Annotated in this window: 12 protein-coding genes; all 12 read right to left on the reverse strand. The window is 35.7% G+C overall.

What is annotated here, in order from left to right:
• Window positions 1-607: 607 nt before the first annotated feature.
• The 12 genes from xylE to ACTNDN_RS20535 all read right to left on the reverse strand — a co-directional run bounded on the left by xylE (window position 608) and on the right by ACTNDN_RS20535 (window position 17814).
• Complete coding sequence (gene xylE / locus ACTNDN_RS20480) at window positions 608-2026, reverse strand: D-xylose transporter XylE (protein WP_031535810.1); 1419 nt, start codon at window positions 2024-2026, stop codon at window positions 608-610.
• A gap of 358 nt (window positions 2027-2384) precedes the next feature.
• A complete protein-coding gene (locus tag ACTNDN_RS20485; RefSeq protein WP_251628431.1) occupies window positions 2385-3953 on the reverse strand; it encodes a response regulator transcription factor in 1569 nt (522 codons plus the stop codon).
• Window positions 3950-5389 carry a sensor histidine kinase gene (locus tag ACTNDN_RS20490; RefSeq protein ID WP_048717772.1) on the reverse strand — a complete coding sequence of 480 codons (1440 nt, stop codon included), beginning with the start codon at window positions 5387-5389 and terminating at the stop codon, window positions 3950-3952. Before ACTNDN_RS20490 ends, ACTNDN_RS20485 begins: the two co-directional genes overlap by 4 nt.
• Window positions 5382-6389, reverse strand: coding sequence for a sugar-binding protein (locus ACTNDN_RS20495; protein WP_031535814.1), 1008 nt, complete (start codon window positions 6387-6389; stop codon window positions 5382-5384). The genes ACTNDN_RS20490 and ACTNDN_RS20495 overlap by 8 nt, the downstream gene beginning before the upstream one ends.
• A gap of 195 nt (window positions 6390-6584) precedes the next feature.
• Window positions 6585-6848, reverse strand: coding sequence for a hypothetical protein (locus ACTNDN_RS20500; protein WP_231512506.1), 264 nt, complete (start codon window positions 6846-6848; stop codon window positions 6585-6587).
• 146 nt (window positions 6849-6994) lie between these two features.
• Window positions 6995-7561, reverse strand: coding sequence for an NADPH-dependent FMN reductase (locus ACTNDN_RS20505; RefSeq protein WP_031535820.1), 567 nt, complete (start codon window positions 7559-7561; stop codon window positions 6995-6997).
• Between the two features lie 5 nt (window positions 7562-7566).
• Window positions 7567-8631 (reverse strand): LLM class flavin-dependent oxidoreductase, encoded by a 1065-nt coding sequence (locus ACTNDN_RS20510; protein WP_031535822.1) that lies wholly within the window; start codon window positions 8629-8631, stop codon window positions 7567-7569.
• Between the two features lie 17 nt (window positions 8632-8648).
• Window positions 8649-9191: a YwhD family protein gene (locus tag ACTNDN_RS20515; RefSeq protein ID WP_031535824.1), complete on the reverse strand. Its 543-nt coding sequence runs from the start codon at window positions 9189-9191 to the stop codon at window positions 8649-8651.
• A gap of 983 nt (window positions 9192-10174) precedes the next feature.
• Window positions 10175-13600, reverse strand: coding sequence for a glycoside hydrolase family 2 TIM barrel-domain containing protein (locus tag ACTNDN_RS20520; protein ID WP_441131997.1), 3426 nt, complete (start codon window positions 13598-13600; stop codon window positions 10175-10177).
• A gap of 146 nt (window positions 13601-13746) precedes the next feature.
• Window positions 13747-14289 (reverse strand): D-lyxose/D-mannose family sugar isomerase, encoded by a 543-nt coding sequence (locus ACTNDN_RS20525; RefSeq protein ID WP_031537919.1) that lies wholly within the window; start codon window positions 14287-14289, stop codon window positions 13747-13749.
• A gap of 559 nt (window positions 14290-14848) precedes the next feature.
• The gene (locus ACTNDN_RS20530) at window positions 14849-15373 is read right to left on the reverse strand and encodes a YceI family protein (RefSeq protein ID WP_031537920.1); all 525 of its coding nucleotides are present in this window, start codon (window positions 15371-15373) and stop codon (window positions 14849-14851) included.
• 407 nt (window positions 15374-15780) lie between these two features.
• Window positions 15781-17814 carry a 5'-nucleotidase C-terminal domain-containing protein gene (locus ACTNDN_RS20535; RefSeq protein ID WP_048718069.1) on the reverse strand — a complete coding sequence of 678 codons (2034 nt, stop codon included), beginning with the start codon at window positions 17812-17814 and terminating at the stop codon, window positions 15781-15783.
• Window positions 17815-17841 lie beyond the last annotated feature (27 nt).

The raw sequence follows: 17841 nt of genomic DNA on the forward strand, positions 1-17841 counted from the left end.
TTACTAAATTCGACATTTTGGGGAGGTACTCCTTTTTTTGTGTCTCTGAGACCTTGAGGCTCTAAGCGTTAAATTTATGAAATTGATTCATATATTAATTTATTCTGTTAAACCTACTTATTTTAAGCTGAAATTTGATTTTTTCAGCCATAACCACTCCCTTTTCAGCCTAAATTTGTTTTTTATCAGCCATAACCACTCGCTTTTCAGCCTAAATTTGTTTTTTTCAGCCAAACTCACTCCCTTTTCAGCCTAAATTTGTTTTTTTCAGCCAAACTCACTCCCTTTTCAGCCTAAATTTGTTTTTTTCAGCCAAACTCACTCGCTTTTCAGCCAAATTTGTTTTTTATGCCATAACCACTCCCTTTTCAGTCAAATTTGTTTTTTATCAGCCAAAGCCACTCCCTTTTTAGCCAAATTTGTTTTTTATCAGCCATAACCACTCCCTTTTCAGCCAAATTTGTTTTTTATCAGCCATAACCACTCCCTTTTCAGCCAAATTTGTTTTTTATCAGCCAAAACACTCCCTTTTCAGCCAAAACCATCAACTTCTCCAAAAATTAAAAGAAAAGCAGAGGACTATCCCCCCTGCTTTTCCCATCAATACTTACGCTACATCTTCATCCTTTTTCTGCGAATTAACAAGAATTTTCTCCAGTTCTTCTAATGATCTACCTTTTGTTTCAGGTACAAACTTCCAAATAAATAGTGCTGATAATAGACTCATAATTCCATAGAAGGAATAGGTTAAGCCACCACTTACCTCCATCATCGCTGGGTATGTGGAAGAAATAAAGTAGTTTGCTGCCCATTGTGCTGCTACCGCAATTGCAACAGCTTGTGCTCTAACTCTATTCGGGAAGATTTCTGAGATTAGCACCCACACTACTGGTCCCCATGACATCATAAAGGATGCAGTATAAATAATAATGAATATCAAGGTCGCAATGCCAATTTTGTTTGAGAAAGCCATAGCAGCTACTCCAAACATACCAATTGTCATTCCAACAGAACCAATAATTAATAGTGGCTTACGTCCAAATTTATCAACCGTAAAGATGGCGATAAGAGTAAACACAACATTGACTAAGCCCATAATAATCGTTTGGAACATGGAAGCATCTCTTGCCGCACCCATGCTTTCAAAAATACGTGGGGCATAATAGAGAGCTACATTGATTCCAACGAATTGCTGAAAGACTGATAATAATATTCCAACAACTACAATTTTTTTGCCGAAAGTAAACAGCTTTGCTTTTGATTTATTGTTTTCATTAAAGGATGCCTTAATTTCAAACATAGTCGCTTTGGCCATTGTTTTTTCATATATTCTGGACAAAACAGTCATTGCCTTTTCATCCTGATTCTTCGACACAAGATAACGTGGTGTTTCTGGAACCGTGAATAATAACACCAAGAATAGGATTGCAGGTATTGCTTCAGATAGGAACATATAGCGCCAACCAATGTCATTTAACCATTCCAACGTTTGCCCACTTGCAATACCCCAGTTTACAAAATAAACGACAAGCATTCCAAAGATAATCGCAAATTGGTTTAAAGAAACCAATGTACCTCTAATTTTTGGAGGTGCCATTTCCCCGATATACATAGGTGAGATTGCTGAAGCTAAGCCGACACCAATTCCCCCAATAATTCGATAGATGTTAAAAGTAATGAGTAGAGCATAGCTTGGTTCTCCTTGTGTGAAAAACAAAAATTCTGGAAACGCAGATCCAAGAGCTGAAATTAAAAATAGTACCGCTGCAATAATAAGGGAATATTTGCGTCCGAAATTTGTAGCGAAGTAACCAGATATAAACCCACCAATAATACAACCTATTAAAGCACTTGAAACGGTAATTCCATGTACAAGGGAACTAAGACCTAATCCATCTGAAAAATAGGCTTGAAGGGATCCTTCTGCTCCAGAAATTACTGCTGTATCATAACCAAATAACAAGCCTCCAAGTGTCGCAACCAACGTGATTAGTACAATATAAAAATAACTATTTTTATTTACCATATGTTTGAAAGAGACTTAATCTCCTTCTTTCCTCCCCTCTTATGATTACTGATAGCCTTTTCATTTCAGCTAATAATAATCACTTTTTTAGTATTCATAGTATTTTTTAGTCTACTAACCTCCTAACCTAACAATACTAAGATGATTCCGTTTTCATTTCTATTTAATAAAGCACTTCATTCATTCATTCATTTCATACTATTAAATTATCACGAAAGCGTATTCTTGATAGCGCTTTCACCTTCACTTTTTTGTTATCATCTAGACTTTCTTGTAAAATCCTTACTTCTCTTTGTTTTATTAAGGATTGTTTAGCAATGCTCAGCACTAAAAAAACAGCGACCAATGATCGCTGTTTTTACTGCTGATATTTTAGTCTATATTCACTCGGGCTCATTCCCGTCTCTTTTTTAAATACTCTACTAAAATAGTTGGGATCTTTATAACCTATGTTTAACGCAATTTCCTTCAATGGCACATTGGGATCTAATAAATGCTCTTTCGCCTTTTCTAAACGTGTTTTCGTTAAATAGTCAATAAATGTTACCTGGAATCGTTCTTTAAATAATTTACTTAAATAATAGGAGCTTATTCCAATATGATCGGCGACTTCTTCAAGCGAAATAGCTTTATAAAAATTTTTATCCATATAGTCTTTTGCTTGCAACAATAATGCGCGTATCCCATTTGATCGCCACTCTCCAAGATGCTTTATAACGAGCAATAAGTGTGCTTTCGCTGCCTCTTTTATTTGCATGGAGTTATCAAATTTTCCTAAACTCGTTTCAATTTCTTCTTCAAACCCTAGCTCCTTCATTGAACGAATTAAGATGATAAAGAAATTCTCGATTGCTTTATGAATCATGCTTAGTTGAAAATCAGATGCCTGCTGAATAGTTTGAAAATAGGTTTCGAACATTTGCAATCCTTTTTGAACTTCCCCTTTCTTAACCGCATCCAGTAATTCTTTTTCCACCTCAAAAGGAATTAGCTCTTTTCGTTTTTGTTTCACTCGATTATTATAAGTCATATAGGCTGCACTTGGATGGCTATGCACGAGCTCTAATGCATAGATTGCCTCTTTATAGGAATCAGAAAACTGTTGCACATTTGAGACAAGCGTCCCCACACCTGCATATATATGGCACTGTTCAAGTTGATTCTGCACATCATGAATTATCTTTCGTGCAAAGTCATCTCTTATTTCACCATTTGGTTTCTCATTTTGATTAATTAATGTTAATATCGGAACTTGGAACCCCGTTAATGGCCCAACCAAACATTGTAGGTTTTGTTCCTGTAACGCTTGTTTTAGTATTCGATACCACCGGCTTTTCACTTCTCTACTTGGATGCTGGTTCTCTGATGCAAAGGAAAAAACGGCGACAAAGCCTTGCTTCTGTTCAAGATCTAGCCATTCATCCCACTCTTCTTGGTTAAATTCATATACATAGTCCATAATAAAAGATACAATAAATTCCATTTCAATAACCGAGCTTACTCTCTCCAGGCGATGATTCATTTCCTGCTTTTTCATGACCTCTTGCTTTTCCTGTTCAATCTCTTCGGCCATTCCGTCAAAAGCCTCTAAAACTTCCGAAACCTTACTCGGCTTAAGTAAATATTCTTTAATACCAAATTTCATTGCTTCCCGTGCATAATCAAATGTATCAAAAGCAGAAACCATTACATACTTAATAGTTGGATGGGAGGCATGTATCTGTCTTATCGCTTCAATCCCATCAAATTCTGGCATCTTAATATCCATAAATACTAAATCTGGCTTTTGGGAAATAGCAAGCTCAACTGCTTCTTTCCCATTTTCCGCTTCTGCAATGACTTCAAAATTAGAGCGATTTCGGCTAAGCATGAGCTTCAGTCCTTCTCTTTCAATCGGTTCATCGTCTACTAGCATTATTTTTATCACGAATAAGCCCCCTTCCTATCTTTATTCAAGCTAATGATCACTGATGTACCTTCGCCCAGAGTTGAACGAATCTTTACCTGACTATTTTTATCGAATAATTTAATCCTTTTAATCACATTACTCATCCCTATTCCAGTAGAATGGCCAGAGCCTTTATTCGTTGTAGATTTTTCTCTATCCTCCCTCAAGTCCATTAATTGGTCGATTGTCTCCTGAGCCATCCCTACTCCATTGTCCGTTACTTCTATCCATATTTTTTGATTTTTTTCATAGATTGATACAGTAATAATAGCCCCTTTTGCCATACTTTCAATTCCATGTATAAATGCATTTTCTATTATTGGCTGCAAGGTAAGACATGGAATCGGTATCGATAAACAAGCTGGGTCGATCTCTTCCTTAAATTCCACTCTTTGGCCAAAACGTGTTTTTTGGATAAAAAAGTATTCCCTCACAATTACCACTTCATCCTTTAATATCGTTTGGCGATCCAGACTGCCAATATTATAACGAAGTAAAGTTGAAACGGAAGAGATTAATTCACATGTTCGCTCTGCCCCTTCAATATAAGCGGTTTTCGAAATAGTATTCAGTGTATTAAAAAGGAAATGAGGATTAATTTGATTTTGCAGACTCTTTAATTCCATCTCCTTCAGTAATTGAGCTAACTTTGCTTTTTCTTCCATTTGACTAACCGACTCTAAAATGTTTTTTTTCATTTCATTAAAAGTTTTCGTTAGAAACCAAAGCTCATCCTTTTGAGATACAACAATATCTGCACGATCGTATCTCCCTGCTGAAATTTCCTCTGCTTCTCTTGTCAGACGGCCAATGGTTCTCGTTATTCCATTAGAAAACCATAATGCAAATAAAATACTCAATAGAATAATAGAAAATAGAATTGTAGTTCCCATATTTTTCGTGTGAACAATTTTTTTATCTAAGAGATACGAAACTTCTTGATATTCTGTTAGCTTTACATCAATTAAATCAAGTGCTTTCTCATGAATATAGCTCGATGTCTTTTCTACTTCCTTTAAGGAACTAGAATATTGTTGGATATCTTGGTTTTCCATTCCCTTTACTGTTTTCTCCGTTTGCTCTCGGAAATTGTCCATCATATTTACTAGGTTCTTCTTAGGAATTCCTTCTTTTTCAATCGCAATGAACTGTTGCTGTAGCTCATTAAACTTATTTTTTTCAACATCGTATAAATCTAAATTTTCCTCCAATGGTTCATGAACATAAATTTGCAGTGATTGATATGTCTGATTCGTTTCCTTTGTGATTTCATTTAACAAGAAAAAATATTCCATATTCTCATCATATAACTTCTTTACTTGTTGATTGCTATGTTCTCGAATCCAAAATAAAAGCAACAGCAAAAGTAAAATGACACCAAAATAAATCAGTAGCTTCGAACGAATTTTAATCATGAACATTCACCTTTTTCTCTACCACTGCTTCTATATCTTTTTTATAAATGATTGCTGCATCCGTATGATTTACAACCGAGATAGACTTCTGGTTTAGGAGATTTAACATTATTTCAATACTTTTCTCTCCCATTACAAAAGGTTGCTGGGCCACAATGGCATTTATATCCCCTTTATTTAACAACTCTATATTCTCATCTAATGTATCAAATGAGATAACATACAAGTCATCTTGCTTATTTAATGATCTTGCTGCAGCAACTATACCGATTCCATCTAATGAACTTGTTCCATAAAATGCAGTAATGTCCTCATGTTCTTTCAGCATCTTGTAAGCCTTCTCTTCTGCTTGTACTCTTGTTAGATTTGATTCATCTATCGCAATAACCTTCATTCCATCTTCCTTAGCTATTGCATCTTTAAATCCTTGTACTCTTAATTGATGCTGATTATAGGCATTATCCACCCCACCGGTAATGATGCCAATTGTTGCTTTTCCCCCAGTATCGTTTACTAATGCTTGCCCTGCTAGTTGACCAGCTAAATAATTATCTGTCCCAATATAAGCATTGCGTAAGCTTTCTGGTGCATCTGTATCAATCGTAATAACTGGGATTCCTGCCTTAACAGCCTTATTAATCAGTGGTGTAAAATTTTCGTTAAGCGCTTGCACAATAATGCCATCAACTTTAGCTTGGATTGCCATATCTAATAGTTTTAATTGTTCTTCTGGATTCGAACGTTTTGGTCCTTCATATTCAACAAAAACATCATTCTCTAACGCAGCTTTTTTTGCCCCTGCCCCCACTAAACGCCAATAATCATGATCCATTTCCTCTCCAATTAACGCAAAATGGTACTTTGGCAAAGGGGTCTCCTCTGAAATAACTTCTTGCATTTTCTGATCATAAATTTGAGCCTGTCTATAAGAATATAAGGAATATGCAACCGCTATCAGAAAAATGATAATTAAAATGGTATAAAAAAAGATACGTTTCATATGTTCCTCCAAATGACGTAACTAGTGTATTCTTATGTTGATAATAACATATATTTGAAAAAGGTAAACAAAAAATACAAGGAGAGAATTGGAAATAAAAATTTTTATTCTTTGTATGTACATTAAATAATTATTTTTCCTTTTCATCAAAGAAAGCCAGCACGTTAAGATTTGAGTGCTGGCTTTTTAATCCATTTAATTTTCCATCTTGGAAAGAGTTATTTTTATAAACTCTTTTTCATGGTGTTCTAATAGTTCGCGAACATCCATATCATCAATGAAGAAGTCATCAACATATTTCGTGCCTCTATAGTAATGCTGTTTCCCTTCAAAGTAAAAAATATCTGCTGTTCCCTCATACGTATAGGTTCTCTCATCTTCACAAACAATAGAAAGAGAAATCTTTTCCCCATTATAGCCCGTGAAATATTTTGATAAAGGCATATCATTTATTACCAATACATCTGAACCTATATCCCGCTGAATGGTGACAATTCCCTTAAGTTCTTCTATTCTTACTCTTCCTTTTAAAATACTAATTAGACTAAAATGTATAATAATTAACTATTGCATAATAAAGTGAAGTAAATTTCTACCACTTTACTTTAGAAATCGTATTTCGCTTCCTTTTTCTCTCTTATTTCCGAAAAGGTCTCTGTTAATACAATTGTATCTTCCACTAATCGTTCAATGCGGAATAACACATCATCATCTGTAATCTCTTTTCGATAGAAATCCTTTTCCTCAATAAATACATAGGTTTGCACAATTTGTGCTTTCATATAAGCCAAGATTGGTTTTAATTGCTGCTCCACAATTAAATAATGCTTTGCAGAACCTGCTGTAACTACAACACTTACAACTTTATCAAGGAACGCATTTTGAGGCAATAAATCAAAAATGTTTTTTAATGTAGCTGGAATCGATGCTTGGAAAACCGGTGTTCCAATAATAATGGCATCAGCTTCCATTAATGTTTTGGTCACATATCCAGCATCCCCATCATACTCTAAATAATTTCTTCCATCACTAAATGGAATATCATAATCCGCTAAGTCGAGTAACGTTATCTCCACTTCTGGATAATGTTCTGCAATAGTTTTCATTGTGTAATCCATTGCTGTTCTTGTTTTCGATCCGACTTTCGAACCGGATAATCCAACAATCTTCATATTTCTTATGCCTCCGATTTTTTCGTGTATTTTCTAATAGCCGGCAAGATTTCAGTACCAATAATTTCTACATTTTTCATGACTTTTTCAAACGGCATTCCACCAAAGTCAATTTGGGCAATATAACGTTGATGCCCAAACATTTCATGTTGATAAAGAATTTTTTCAATAATTTGTTGTGGGCTTCCGATATTCATAATATTATGCGGATCTACTCCCTGTGCAAAATGTTGTTTTGGAAATCCAGCTCCGTTCGTTTTTTTCATGCCTTCGTTAATATGCGGATACATATCCTTTAATGCTTGTTGAGATGATTCTGCTGCGTAGAAAAATCCTGCTGTTGCTACTGGCAGTTCTGCTGGGTTAAATCCACTATTTCGTGCTGCTTCCCGATAGGCATCTACTGTCCGTTTAAATACAGAGGCTGGTCCTCCTAAATGTGCCATAAACATTGGTGCTCCTGCAATTCCTGCTCTAATTGCACTTGCTGGTGTTCCTCCAACTGCTCGCCAAATCGGAATAAAGCTGTTCTTAGGACGTGGTAAAACTTGTGCATTTCTCAACGGCGCACGAAATTCTCCGCTCCAATTCACTACTTCCTCTTCATTAATTTTCATCAATAATTCAAATTTTTCTTCAAATAATTCTTCATAATTACGAAGATCATAGCCTAATAAATCAAATAATCCTACTCTTGATGCACGTCCAGCAATGATTTCAGCTCGGCCTTTTGAAATTAAATCAATTGTAGCAAAATCTTCGTATACTCTAACGGGATCCGATGTACTGATTATCGTAGAGGAGCTAGCGATTTTAATATTTTTCGTTGCTTGTGCAATCGCTGATAACACAACGGAATGTGCTTGTGTAACAAAATATTCTTGATGACTTTCCCCAACACTAAAGAAATCAAGACCCGCTTGATCTGCCAATTTTGCATATTCAATTATTTCATGTACACGTTCTTCTGCAGAAACCCTTTCTCCAGTGATTGGGTTTGGCAAATGATCGCCTAGTGTATATATTCCAAACTCCAAGCCTCTGCTTGGATCTATTCCATATTTTTTCAATTCATTCACCTTTCCTCTTATAGGCTATCTTTCAATTCCTCAGGGGATTTCTCCCAATATTCATTGTTAAAATCAACAAGAAATTTCTTTAAAGCTTGTTTGGATTCATCATCCATGATGTCTAATACAAATTTTCTTTTGATTGCTTTATCAAGACTGTTTACATGCTCTGGCATTGACTTATAGCCAAAAATCCTTCTGCTTCCTTCTTTCGTTTTCGTTGCAACTAAAATTTCGCAAGCACCTGCACCAGAATAGTGAACCCCTTTCTGGTTTCTGTCCAACGCAATCCAAATGACCCAATATTTATGTGGATCTAGCTCTTCCACTTCTTCTTTCGTCACATTCTTAAAAAATACCTTTTGCTCTACTTTGCTTCTACCATGCAAAGCACCCATATCTATAAATACTTCTTGTGTTTCTCTATCGATAATAATTGGTGTCACATTCTCTAAAGAAATAGAGCCTACTCCGTACCCACCATCTCCCTTGGTAGGGTCATTTCGTAAAATATTAAATTGAGCGTTTGGCTTGGATGATCCTTCTTTTTTGTTATCCATATTTTTCACTATTTTCCTCCTTCCAGTATTATTGCTTCCTTACCCTTCACTTATATTCTCGTGTTGAACGAGAAATGCTACGAATTGCCAATACAAAAATATGTACGGACTTCTACTTAACAAGTCTCTTTCCTTCATCTATAAATTCTCGATACTTTTGTGTAATTCAAGACGTTTTTTTTTCAGGATATACGCCTTTATAAATGACTTGTCTTGATTGTAATATTAAGGGTTATAATGATTAATGGCAATTATTCAGCTTACTAGGAAATGTTCTTATGTACTTACAAAGAAGTTTAAGTCCATTGTATATTTTGTCTATCTATTAGGAAGGCTATGTATGATTCTCGTGGATAGTAAATACTGGGTGTTGGGTGTTGGGAAGTTTCATTTGGAATTTGATAATTTGCTGCTTTTTTGGCTTTTACTTGTTTTTATGAAAACCACTTTTCTTCTCTCCTCTGGGATTTTTGGTTTTCATTCGCTTGATGAAAACTTTTCCCCGATATCTCAGAGTTTTGGTTCTCTTTGTCTTGGGCACAGTGAACGCTTCTCTGTTACCTTTTCTTGCTTCTTCTCTTGCTTTTGGGCTCAGAGAACGCTTCTCTGTTACCTTTTTCTGCTTTTTCTCTTGCTTTCTGGCTCAGAGAACGCTTCTCTGTTACCTTTTTCTGCTTCTTCTCTTGCTTTTGGGCTCAGAGAACGGTTCTCTATTACCTTTTTCTGCTTCTTCTCTTGCTTTCGGGCTCAGAGAACGCTTCTCTGTTACCTTTTTCTGCTCCTTTGGTTTTCATCTGCTTAATGAACACCACTTTTCCCTGCTCTCTCATATTTTTGGTTTTCATCCACTTATGAATACCTACCTCCTTCTCTAACCCCTCTTATTTTCCAAATGCTAACCAACAAAAATTTCATCATCACCAAAAACGCAATAAAAAGCTTACCGTACTTTTTCATTCGTACGGTAAGCTTCATTTTAAGCTCTATCTTTTAAATTGGAACCACTCAAAATCAAAATTACTACCTGGTAAAAAGACAAAAGTTACTTTTTGTATTCCAGTTATTTTCTCTAAATCAAATACGCGTTCTTCATAGCCAACAGAGTAAAGAAATTCAACCATCTGATTGCTTTCGCCTTCTTGGTTTGCGAAACGTATATGAATGGTGTTTTTTTCAATTGGTGACTTTCCTGAAATAATGAGCTTTGTTGCCCCTGTCTCAGTAAAATCAAATTCTTCAAAAGTTAATGATACATTATTGCCAATTCCTTCTACGCAATTTTCTTTTACTTCAAAGGTATCCCCATAGATGTGGTTACACTCAGACGCATAATTACGTTCAAACGCTTGATTTTTCTTTTCAAAATAAAAACCTTTAATATGGACCTTCTGATGTAAGACAAAGCACAGTGATTTAATTCCACGAAGTCTTTTTGACAATTGGAATGTCTCTTCCTGATAAACATTCCACTTAGATGGCTTTTGATAAATGACATCTGCTAATAGCTCACTGCCCTCTTCATCCGGCATTCCTTCCCAAATTTGGATTGGATACTCTTCATCTGATAAGGAAAAAATCGGCATCGTAATTTTGTCTGATCCATAATTTCCAAAGTCTATTTCTCGAAATCCTACTTGTGTTTCGCCATCCCTACTTGTGGCGACACCTCGTTCATTCCCATTAGTTACTTCGCCTTTGCTGTAGTCATATAAACCAGCTGAGATAAATCCGTACGGATCCTTATAGGCTTTTCCGAGACCAGCTGCCTTAAACTCTAGCTCGGAAATGAGTTTTGTTTTATCTGTACCATTCTTATTTGTACAACGAAGACGAAATTCACCATCTCCTAAAGCACTAACCTTTACTTTATTACCTGCTACTTCCACTTTCGAAATATTCGATTCAATACCAGCATCGTTTACAACACTCCACTCTACTTCTCTATAAGAAGTGTCTGCAGGGATTAGTTTAGCATGAACGAATATGTCTGTTTTAGTTGGGTCGAATAATTGCCCAGATTCACTAATGATTTCAATTTTACGAAGAGGAATTTCTCCTTCTTCTCCCATCACAATTGGTGTATCAGTGTTTTTCATCGTTGCAGATATCCCAACTAATTCATTGTCTTCAGCCGGTTGAGCGTCTATTTCTAGGCATGCACTCTCTAGTCCTTTAGAATTTACCTCTATCTGAATTTTCCCAGGTTCAGTCGTTGCAGCAATTATGGCCATTAGCTTCCCACTAAATAATCTTCTGCTTAAACCTTTGTACTGGTCATAATCCGTACTATCTCCATTATCTAGACCAATCAAACGACCAGCACCTGTTACATTTACATTTACACGATTTGTAGCATTTTCAACTAGGTTTCCATCCTGGTCCTTTGTTGCAATTTCGATAAAAGCAATATCCGTTCCGTTTGCAGTAAGTATTCGCTTATCTGCATTCAAGCAAATTTTCTTCGCATCATCGAAAGAACTTTTCGTATCCGTTGCGATAATATTCCCTTTTTCATCATAGGCAATGGCTGTTAACTGCCCTTTTTCATAAGGAATTTTCCACCAGCCAACCAGCTCTGTTCCCTTTTCATGATCGATAACATGTGTACCAATCTTATTACCATTCAGCTGTAATTCCACTTTAGGTGCGTTTGAGCATAAACGAACATCAATCATCTGCCCTTCACTAAAATCCCAATAAGGAAAAAGATGTACCATTGGTTTTTCCCGGTAGTCTGTCCATTCTGCTTGATAAATATAAAAGGAATCCTTCTTAAAAGTAGCTGTATCAATTTGACCAAAATATGCATTTTTCGTATGATAAGGGGTTGGTTCCCCGATATAGTCAAAACCTGTCCAAATAAAGGTTCCCAGGGAAAATACTGCGTCTCTGTCTGCTATAATACAAGCTTCCGTTGACTTAGCCCCCCAGCTAGTGGAGCTATTCCCAAGGGCCGAACACTGTTCATCATCATCTGCAAGAATGGATTGTTCATAAGGGAAATGATAAATGCCCCTACTTTGGACAACAGATGCAGTTTCACTACCATATATAATCCAGTCTGGATGCTCTTCATGGTGTTTTTGATAATATTTTTCACCATAATTATAGCCTGCTACTTTTACAATATCTGCACATTTTTGTGCATTTTCCCATGGCATATAATTGGATCCAATCGTCATCCATGCATTTTGCTTCGGATCATATTTATGTACTTCTGCCATTAACATTCTAGTTAATTCCTGCCCTCGCTCATCTGCATGGGTATCATAAATCTCATTTCCAATGCTCCACATTAATAAACTTGGATGATTTCGATCGCGCTTCACCCAGCTTTTCACATCGATTGGTGCCCATTCCTTAAAGAATCGTGCATAATCATACTTTGTCTTTGGTCTTTCCCACATATCAAAAGCTTCTGAAATAACGAGAAAGCCCATCTCATCAGCCAAGTCCATTAATTCCTTTGCTGGCATATTATGGGCTGTCCTTATGGCATTCACACCCATTTCTTTCAATATTTCAAACCTTCTCTTTAAAGCTTGTTTATTAAATGCAGCTCCTAACGCTCCCAAATCATGATGTTCGCAAACTCCATTCAGCTTCATCCTTTTGCCATTTAAATGAAAACCTTGCTTTGAATCCAGAATTATATTTCGAAAGCCAATGTTTTGTGTAATTGCTTCTACTGTCTTTAATTCCGGATTGATAATTTGTAATTCTGTTTGAAGGTGATAGAGATTGGGCTCGTCCATGCTCCACAGCAATGGATTATCGACAATGAGCTTTTGCTGATTCAAGACAGAATTTTCCTTACCAAAATCTATCGTTTCAGAGACAGATGCTATTCTTTGATTTTTGAAAAAAATTGAATGGCTAAGCTGCACATCTTGATCAAGTGCTAATTCTGTCTCAACTTCAACATGCCAGCGAGTATCCTCTTGATTCATCGTGATGTATATTCCATCTGTTACAAGATGATTAGTATCTCTTGTTTTAAGCCAAACGTTACGATAAATTCCAGCTCCTGAATACCACCTACTATTGGGGCTTTCATATACAACCTTCACGAGGATGTTATTTTTCCCATCAACCATAGCGGCTGTAATATCATGCTCAAACGAGGAGTAACCATTTTTCCATTCCCCTACAAACTGATTATTTACATACACAGTTGAATCCATATATACGCCATCAAAGCTTAGCAGTACTTGTTCACCTTGTTGCTTAGAATAGAAAAAGCTTTTGCGATACCAGCCAATGCTAGATTCATAGAGATCAAGAGTATTATAAATAAGCCAGTCATGTGGCAAATCAATTGGCACAAAATCTAGGTTTCTACTATCTTCGACTTCTAAACTTGTTTTTGCAAATTCCCATTTATCATTAAAAAGCGTTTTCATATTCATGTAAGGTTGCTCCTTTATCGTTAATTTCCTATACATTTCCCTGCGAGGAAAGGGGTTGTATCAATCGCTAATATTTTTATTACCTTTGAAAAAATGATTTAGTTGCACTTATTGCTTCAAGAGAAAGGATTGAAACCTTCCTCTGCCTACTTTATCTCTGGAATACGCTTAATAGTTGGATCGGTAAAAATATCGTATTCATCCCGACTAGTCGTTGAAAACTCAGAAATGACAGCTCCCTCTTCACTTGCCTGGAACCAATGAAGGGTATTAGGAGGGATTGTGTATTGGTCTCCAGGATTCAATTCTATTTCATGAAAGACGGTGTAATATTCTTTGCTTGCTTCTGGAACAGTTGCTTTTCTATTCACTGTCTCTTCTCCTTCCACATACAAATATACTTTCCCGAATCTGCATCGAAAGGTTTCTGTTTTTCCTACAATATTATTGATTGGTGGATGTTTATGCTCTGGACAAGTTTGATTTGGAAATAACACTAGTTCCTTCGCACAATAATGATCATTATTGATATACGTAATCAGCTGTAATCCTTGTGTATCTAATTGATCTAATCCAAAGTCCGCTACCTCTACTGCTTCTTGCTCTGATTCACTTAAGATAATTCCTGCCTGATTTAAGAATTCGAGGGTACGCTTTTGTACTTCTTGATAGATCGTGTTAGTCAACATATTAAGCATCCTTTCCAAAAAGATTGTTATGGACATCATAAATTGCAAAAGCTGTTACTTCTGTTGGTATTCTATTCAGCTAAAAAAAGTCCCTTTATATGGGCAGAAGATATGGTAGCTGAGCCATTGATGGCTACATTAATCATCCATGCGCGGCTCCTTTCTATTTCATTTTATTTGCGACCTTAATGAATAATACAAATTTTATTGAAGGAAACTAGAATTGCCTAATTGGAAATGAGACGAAACTATTTTTAGTAATATCTAGATGGAAATAAAAATACTAAACTAGTATAAGAGAGGAAAATATCAAAGAATTGCTTAATTATTTCATGGTTATTTTTTCTGAAACATCTGTATACACTTTTTGATAACGATTACATATTTCTGTAAAATTTTTACTTATTATACAGAAATATAAATTAGTACTTTCAAATCTTTATTATAAGAAGAAAATTCTTTCTTTTCAAGATAAAATTGTAAACCTTTTCTTTTTAAATCAAAAAAGATGGCTCTTACGCATCCTTTCAGATACATTAGAGCCATCTTTTTTGATTCCTTATGCCGGATTTACTTCTAGTTCTACTTTAATTTTGATATCTTTTCCTACTAGTACGCCACCTGATTCAAGTACTGCATTCCAAGTAAGACCGAATTCTTCACGGTTGATTTTTGTTTCTGCTTCGAAACCGTAAACTTCTACGCCCCATGGATTTGTGCCTTTTCCGCCGAATTCTACATCAAATGTAACCGGCTTAGTAACATCCTTGATCGTTAAATCACCTGTTACTTTATAGTCATCGCCATCTTTTGTAATTGATGTTGATTTAAAATCAATTGTTGGATATTTCTCTGTATCGAAGAAATCACCTGATTTTAAATGATTATCGCGATCTTCGCTATGTGTATTAATGCTTGCTACATCAAACTTGAATGCAACGCTAGCTGTTGTTAAATCTGTTAAATCAGCAGCTTCAACGTCTGCAGTGTAAGAATCAAATTGCCCCTTTACTTTTGAAACCATCATATGTTTTACTTCGAATCCTACGCTTGAATGTGATTGATCAACTGTCCATTTTGCCATTTTAAAATTCCTCCCATTTTCCTTTTGTTTTTTTACTTTGAATTCAAGATATTTATTATAAAATTAGTCTCCCTTGATCTTTCTAGAAAATTTCAAGGCAAACTGATTAGAGATTGCTATTGATAATTTACTTTGAAATAAGTTATCTCTAATTAAAGATAATTTTAACACATCTATTTGTTTTGTCTATACTTTGCTGAAAAAATTTTAAAAAAATTTATGGAGAAATTATTCCCATCGTAAATTCCTTCTCCAAAAGGCTTGCTGTGCTTTTCCATTTCATTATGTACAGGGAAGGTGTTCTCTACTTTTACTGAATTTCTTTTGTCATTCAAACTATAAAAATAGTCCTTTTGTTAAAGTAACTAACACTTAACAAAAGGACTATTTCATTTGAAAATGTATTATTATGCTTTAGAATACTTCATCATTCTAAATACAAGGAACCCAATCCCTGCTACTAATAAAATACCACCAACCAAAAGCATTGTGTACATACTTGTAGCTGTATTTGGAAGAGCATTTCCTTCAGAAGAATTGGACACTGTTTCTTTAGAGCCTTGATTATCATTAACATCCTGCTCTAATTCCGTATCATTTTCAATACCAGCATTATCTCCAATATCTGTATTATCATCATCCGTTTCTGAACCTGTTGCATCTGTTGGATTATCTGTATCGCTACTATCGTCTTCATTCCCACCAGTTTCAGGATTTTCTACTTCTGGTTCCTCTGGTGTAACTTCTTCCTCTTCATCCCCAGGTGTTTCTGGATCTGTCCCAAGCAAATCAGTAATTCGTCCTTCTAGAACAGGGTCGACCACTCCACCTAAATCCTCGACCATATATTTACGAAGCTGTTCCCAATCAATTTCACCAATATCTTGCACTCTACCCTCTTGATATGCTTTAGCGAATACGTCAAATCCATCTCCGCCTTTAGCAGTAAAGTTATTTGTTGTTACAAGATATTTCTGATTTGCTTGGATTTCTTGATATTCTCCATTTACTTTTACATACATGGATATAACACGAGATCCAGACTCTTTTGTACTATCATACGTAAATTTCATGCCAGCTACATGGAGGAAACCACCGCTTTCTGCTGGTGCTTGACTTACACTATGTTCAAGAATTTGCTTTATTTCCTCACCAGATAGTTCTACAACTACTGGGTCATTTCCAAAAGGAAGCACAGAAATGATTTCTCCAATTGTAATGGGACCTTCCTCAATTGCCGCACGGATTCCGCCACCATTTTGGAATGCAATAACGGTTTCTGGATATCTTTCTTTTGCTTTGGCAAGCATTGCATCTGTCACAAGATTTCCTAATTCTGTTTCATTTGCGCGGACACTTACATCACTGTCCGTAAGACGTGGATTTGCTAGAGTTTTCTTAGCAATTGCCCCAGATTCCTGTGTAGAAAGCTCGGTTATTTTTTCTTTATATGGAGCTAAAATAGCTGCAGCTTCTGAATCTTCTTCTTTACTAGCAACATCAATTAGCTGTCCAGCTTGTCCGATAACTACACCATTTCCATCAAATTCCACCTGTAGTTTTCCTAATAATTGCGAATATTGATATGCTTGAACAACAACGGTCGGCTCTTTTTCTGTGCCCTTCTCATCTTTATTTACAACAACTGGCTCGCTTAACTGTGTATGAGAATGTCCTCCAACTACTACATCGATTCCATCGACATATGTAGCTAGCTGTAAATCGTTCCCGAAATCAGGATTGCTATCATAACCAAGATGAGTTACAGCAACAATTTTATTAATTCCCATTTCTTCAAATGCTTGTACAGCTCGTTCAGCCTCTTTAATATAGTTTAAGAATTTTACATTTACAGGACTAGAAATATTTGCTGTATCTTCTGTCGTTAAACCAAAAATCCCAATCTTTTCTCCATTTACTTCTTTCACCATCCCATCAAAAACTTTCCCATCTTCTGGTGAATCAGTAAACTCATTTTTAACAAGCTTATTCATGAATGCATCACTGGAAAAATCTACATTTGTTCCAAGTAGTGGGAATTTGGCTGCAGAAACAAACTCTGATAAGGATTTATGACCATTCTCACTAGATCCTAAATCAAATTCGTGATTTCCAAAAACCATTGCATCCAAATCCATCATATTTAATAGAGCTAAATCTGCTTTTCCATGATATTCATTGAAATACAATGTACCAGAAAAAACATCCCCTGCATTAAAAAGTAGCGCTTCAGGATCTTCTGTACGTACCTCTTTAATTGCTGTCATCATATTTGGTAATAGATCAGCATGTGCATGTGTATCATTCATATGCATAATCGTAAGCTTAAAGCTATCACTATTTTCCTCAGCATATGTACTAGCTGGTAAAACAATGGATACTAAAAGTGCAAGTGTAGTAATAGCGCTTAAAAGAAATGTAAAATGCTTCTTCCCTTTCATCAACCAGTTACCCCCTAATTAGTTCTG

The sequence above is a fragment of the Niallia sp. HCP3S3_B10 genome (genome assembly GCF_052064465.1).
Lineage (GTDB): Bacteria > Bacillota > Bacilli > Bacillales > Cytobacillaceae > Niallia > Niallia hominis.

Excerpts from the sequence above, each read along its gene's own strand:
- xylE (WP_031535810.1), bottom strand. The coding sequence starts at position 2,026 with ATGGTAAATAAAAATAGTTATTTTTATATTGTACTAATCACGTTGGTT.
- ACTNDN_RS20535 (WP_048718069.1), bottom strand. The coding sequence starts at position 17,814 with ATGAAAGGGAAGAAGCATTTTACATTTCTTTTAAGCGCTATTACTACA.
- ACTNDN_RS20505 (WP_031535820.1), bottom strand. The coding sequence starts at position 7,561 with ATGAAGATTGTTGGATTATCCGGTTCGAAAGTCGGATCGAAAACAAGA.
- ACTNDN_RS20520 (WP_441131997.1), bottom strand. The coding sequence starts at position 13,600 with ATGAATATGAAAACGCTTTTTAATGATAAATGGGAATTTGCAAAAACA.
- ACTNDN_RS20490 (WP_048717772.1), bottom strand. The coding sequence starts at position 5,389 with ATGATTAAAATTCGTTCGAAGCTACTGATTTATTTTGGTGTCATTTTA.
- ACTNDN_RS20530 (WP_031537920.1), bottom strand. The coding sequence starts at position 15,373 with ATGGCAAAATGGACAGTTGATCAATCACATTCAAGCGTAGGATTCGAA.
- ACTNDN_RS20515 (WP_031535824.1), bottom strand. The coding sequence starts at position 9,191 with ATGGATAACAAAAAAGAAGGATCATCCAAGCCAAACGCTCAATTTAAT.
- ACTNDN_RS20495 (WP_031535814.1), bottom strand. The coding sequence starts at position 6,389 with ATGAAACGTATCTTTTTTTATACCATTTTAATTATCATTTTTCTGATA.
- ACTNDN_RS20525 (WP_031537919.1), bottom strand. The coding sequence starts at position 14,289 with ATGTTGACTAACACGATCTATCAAGAAGTACAAAAGCGTACCCTCGAA.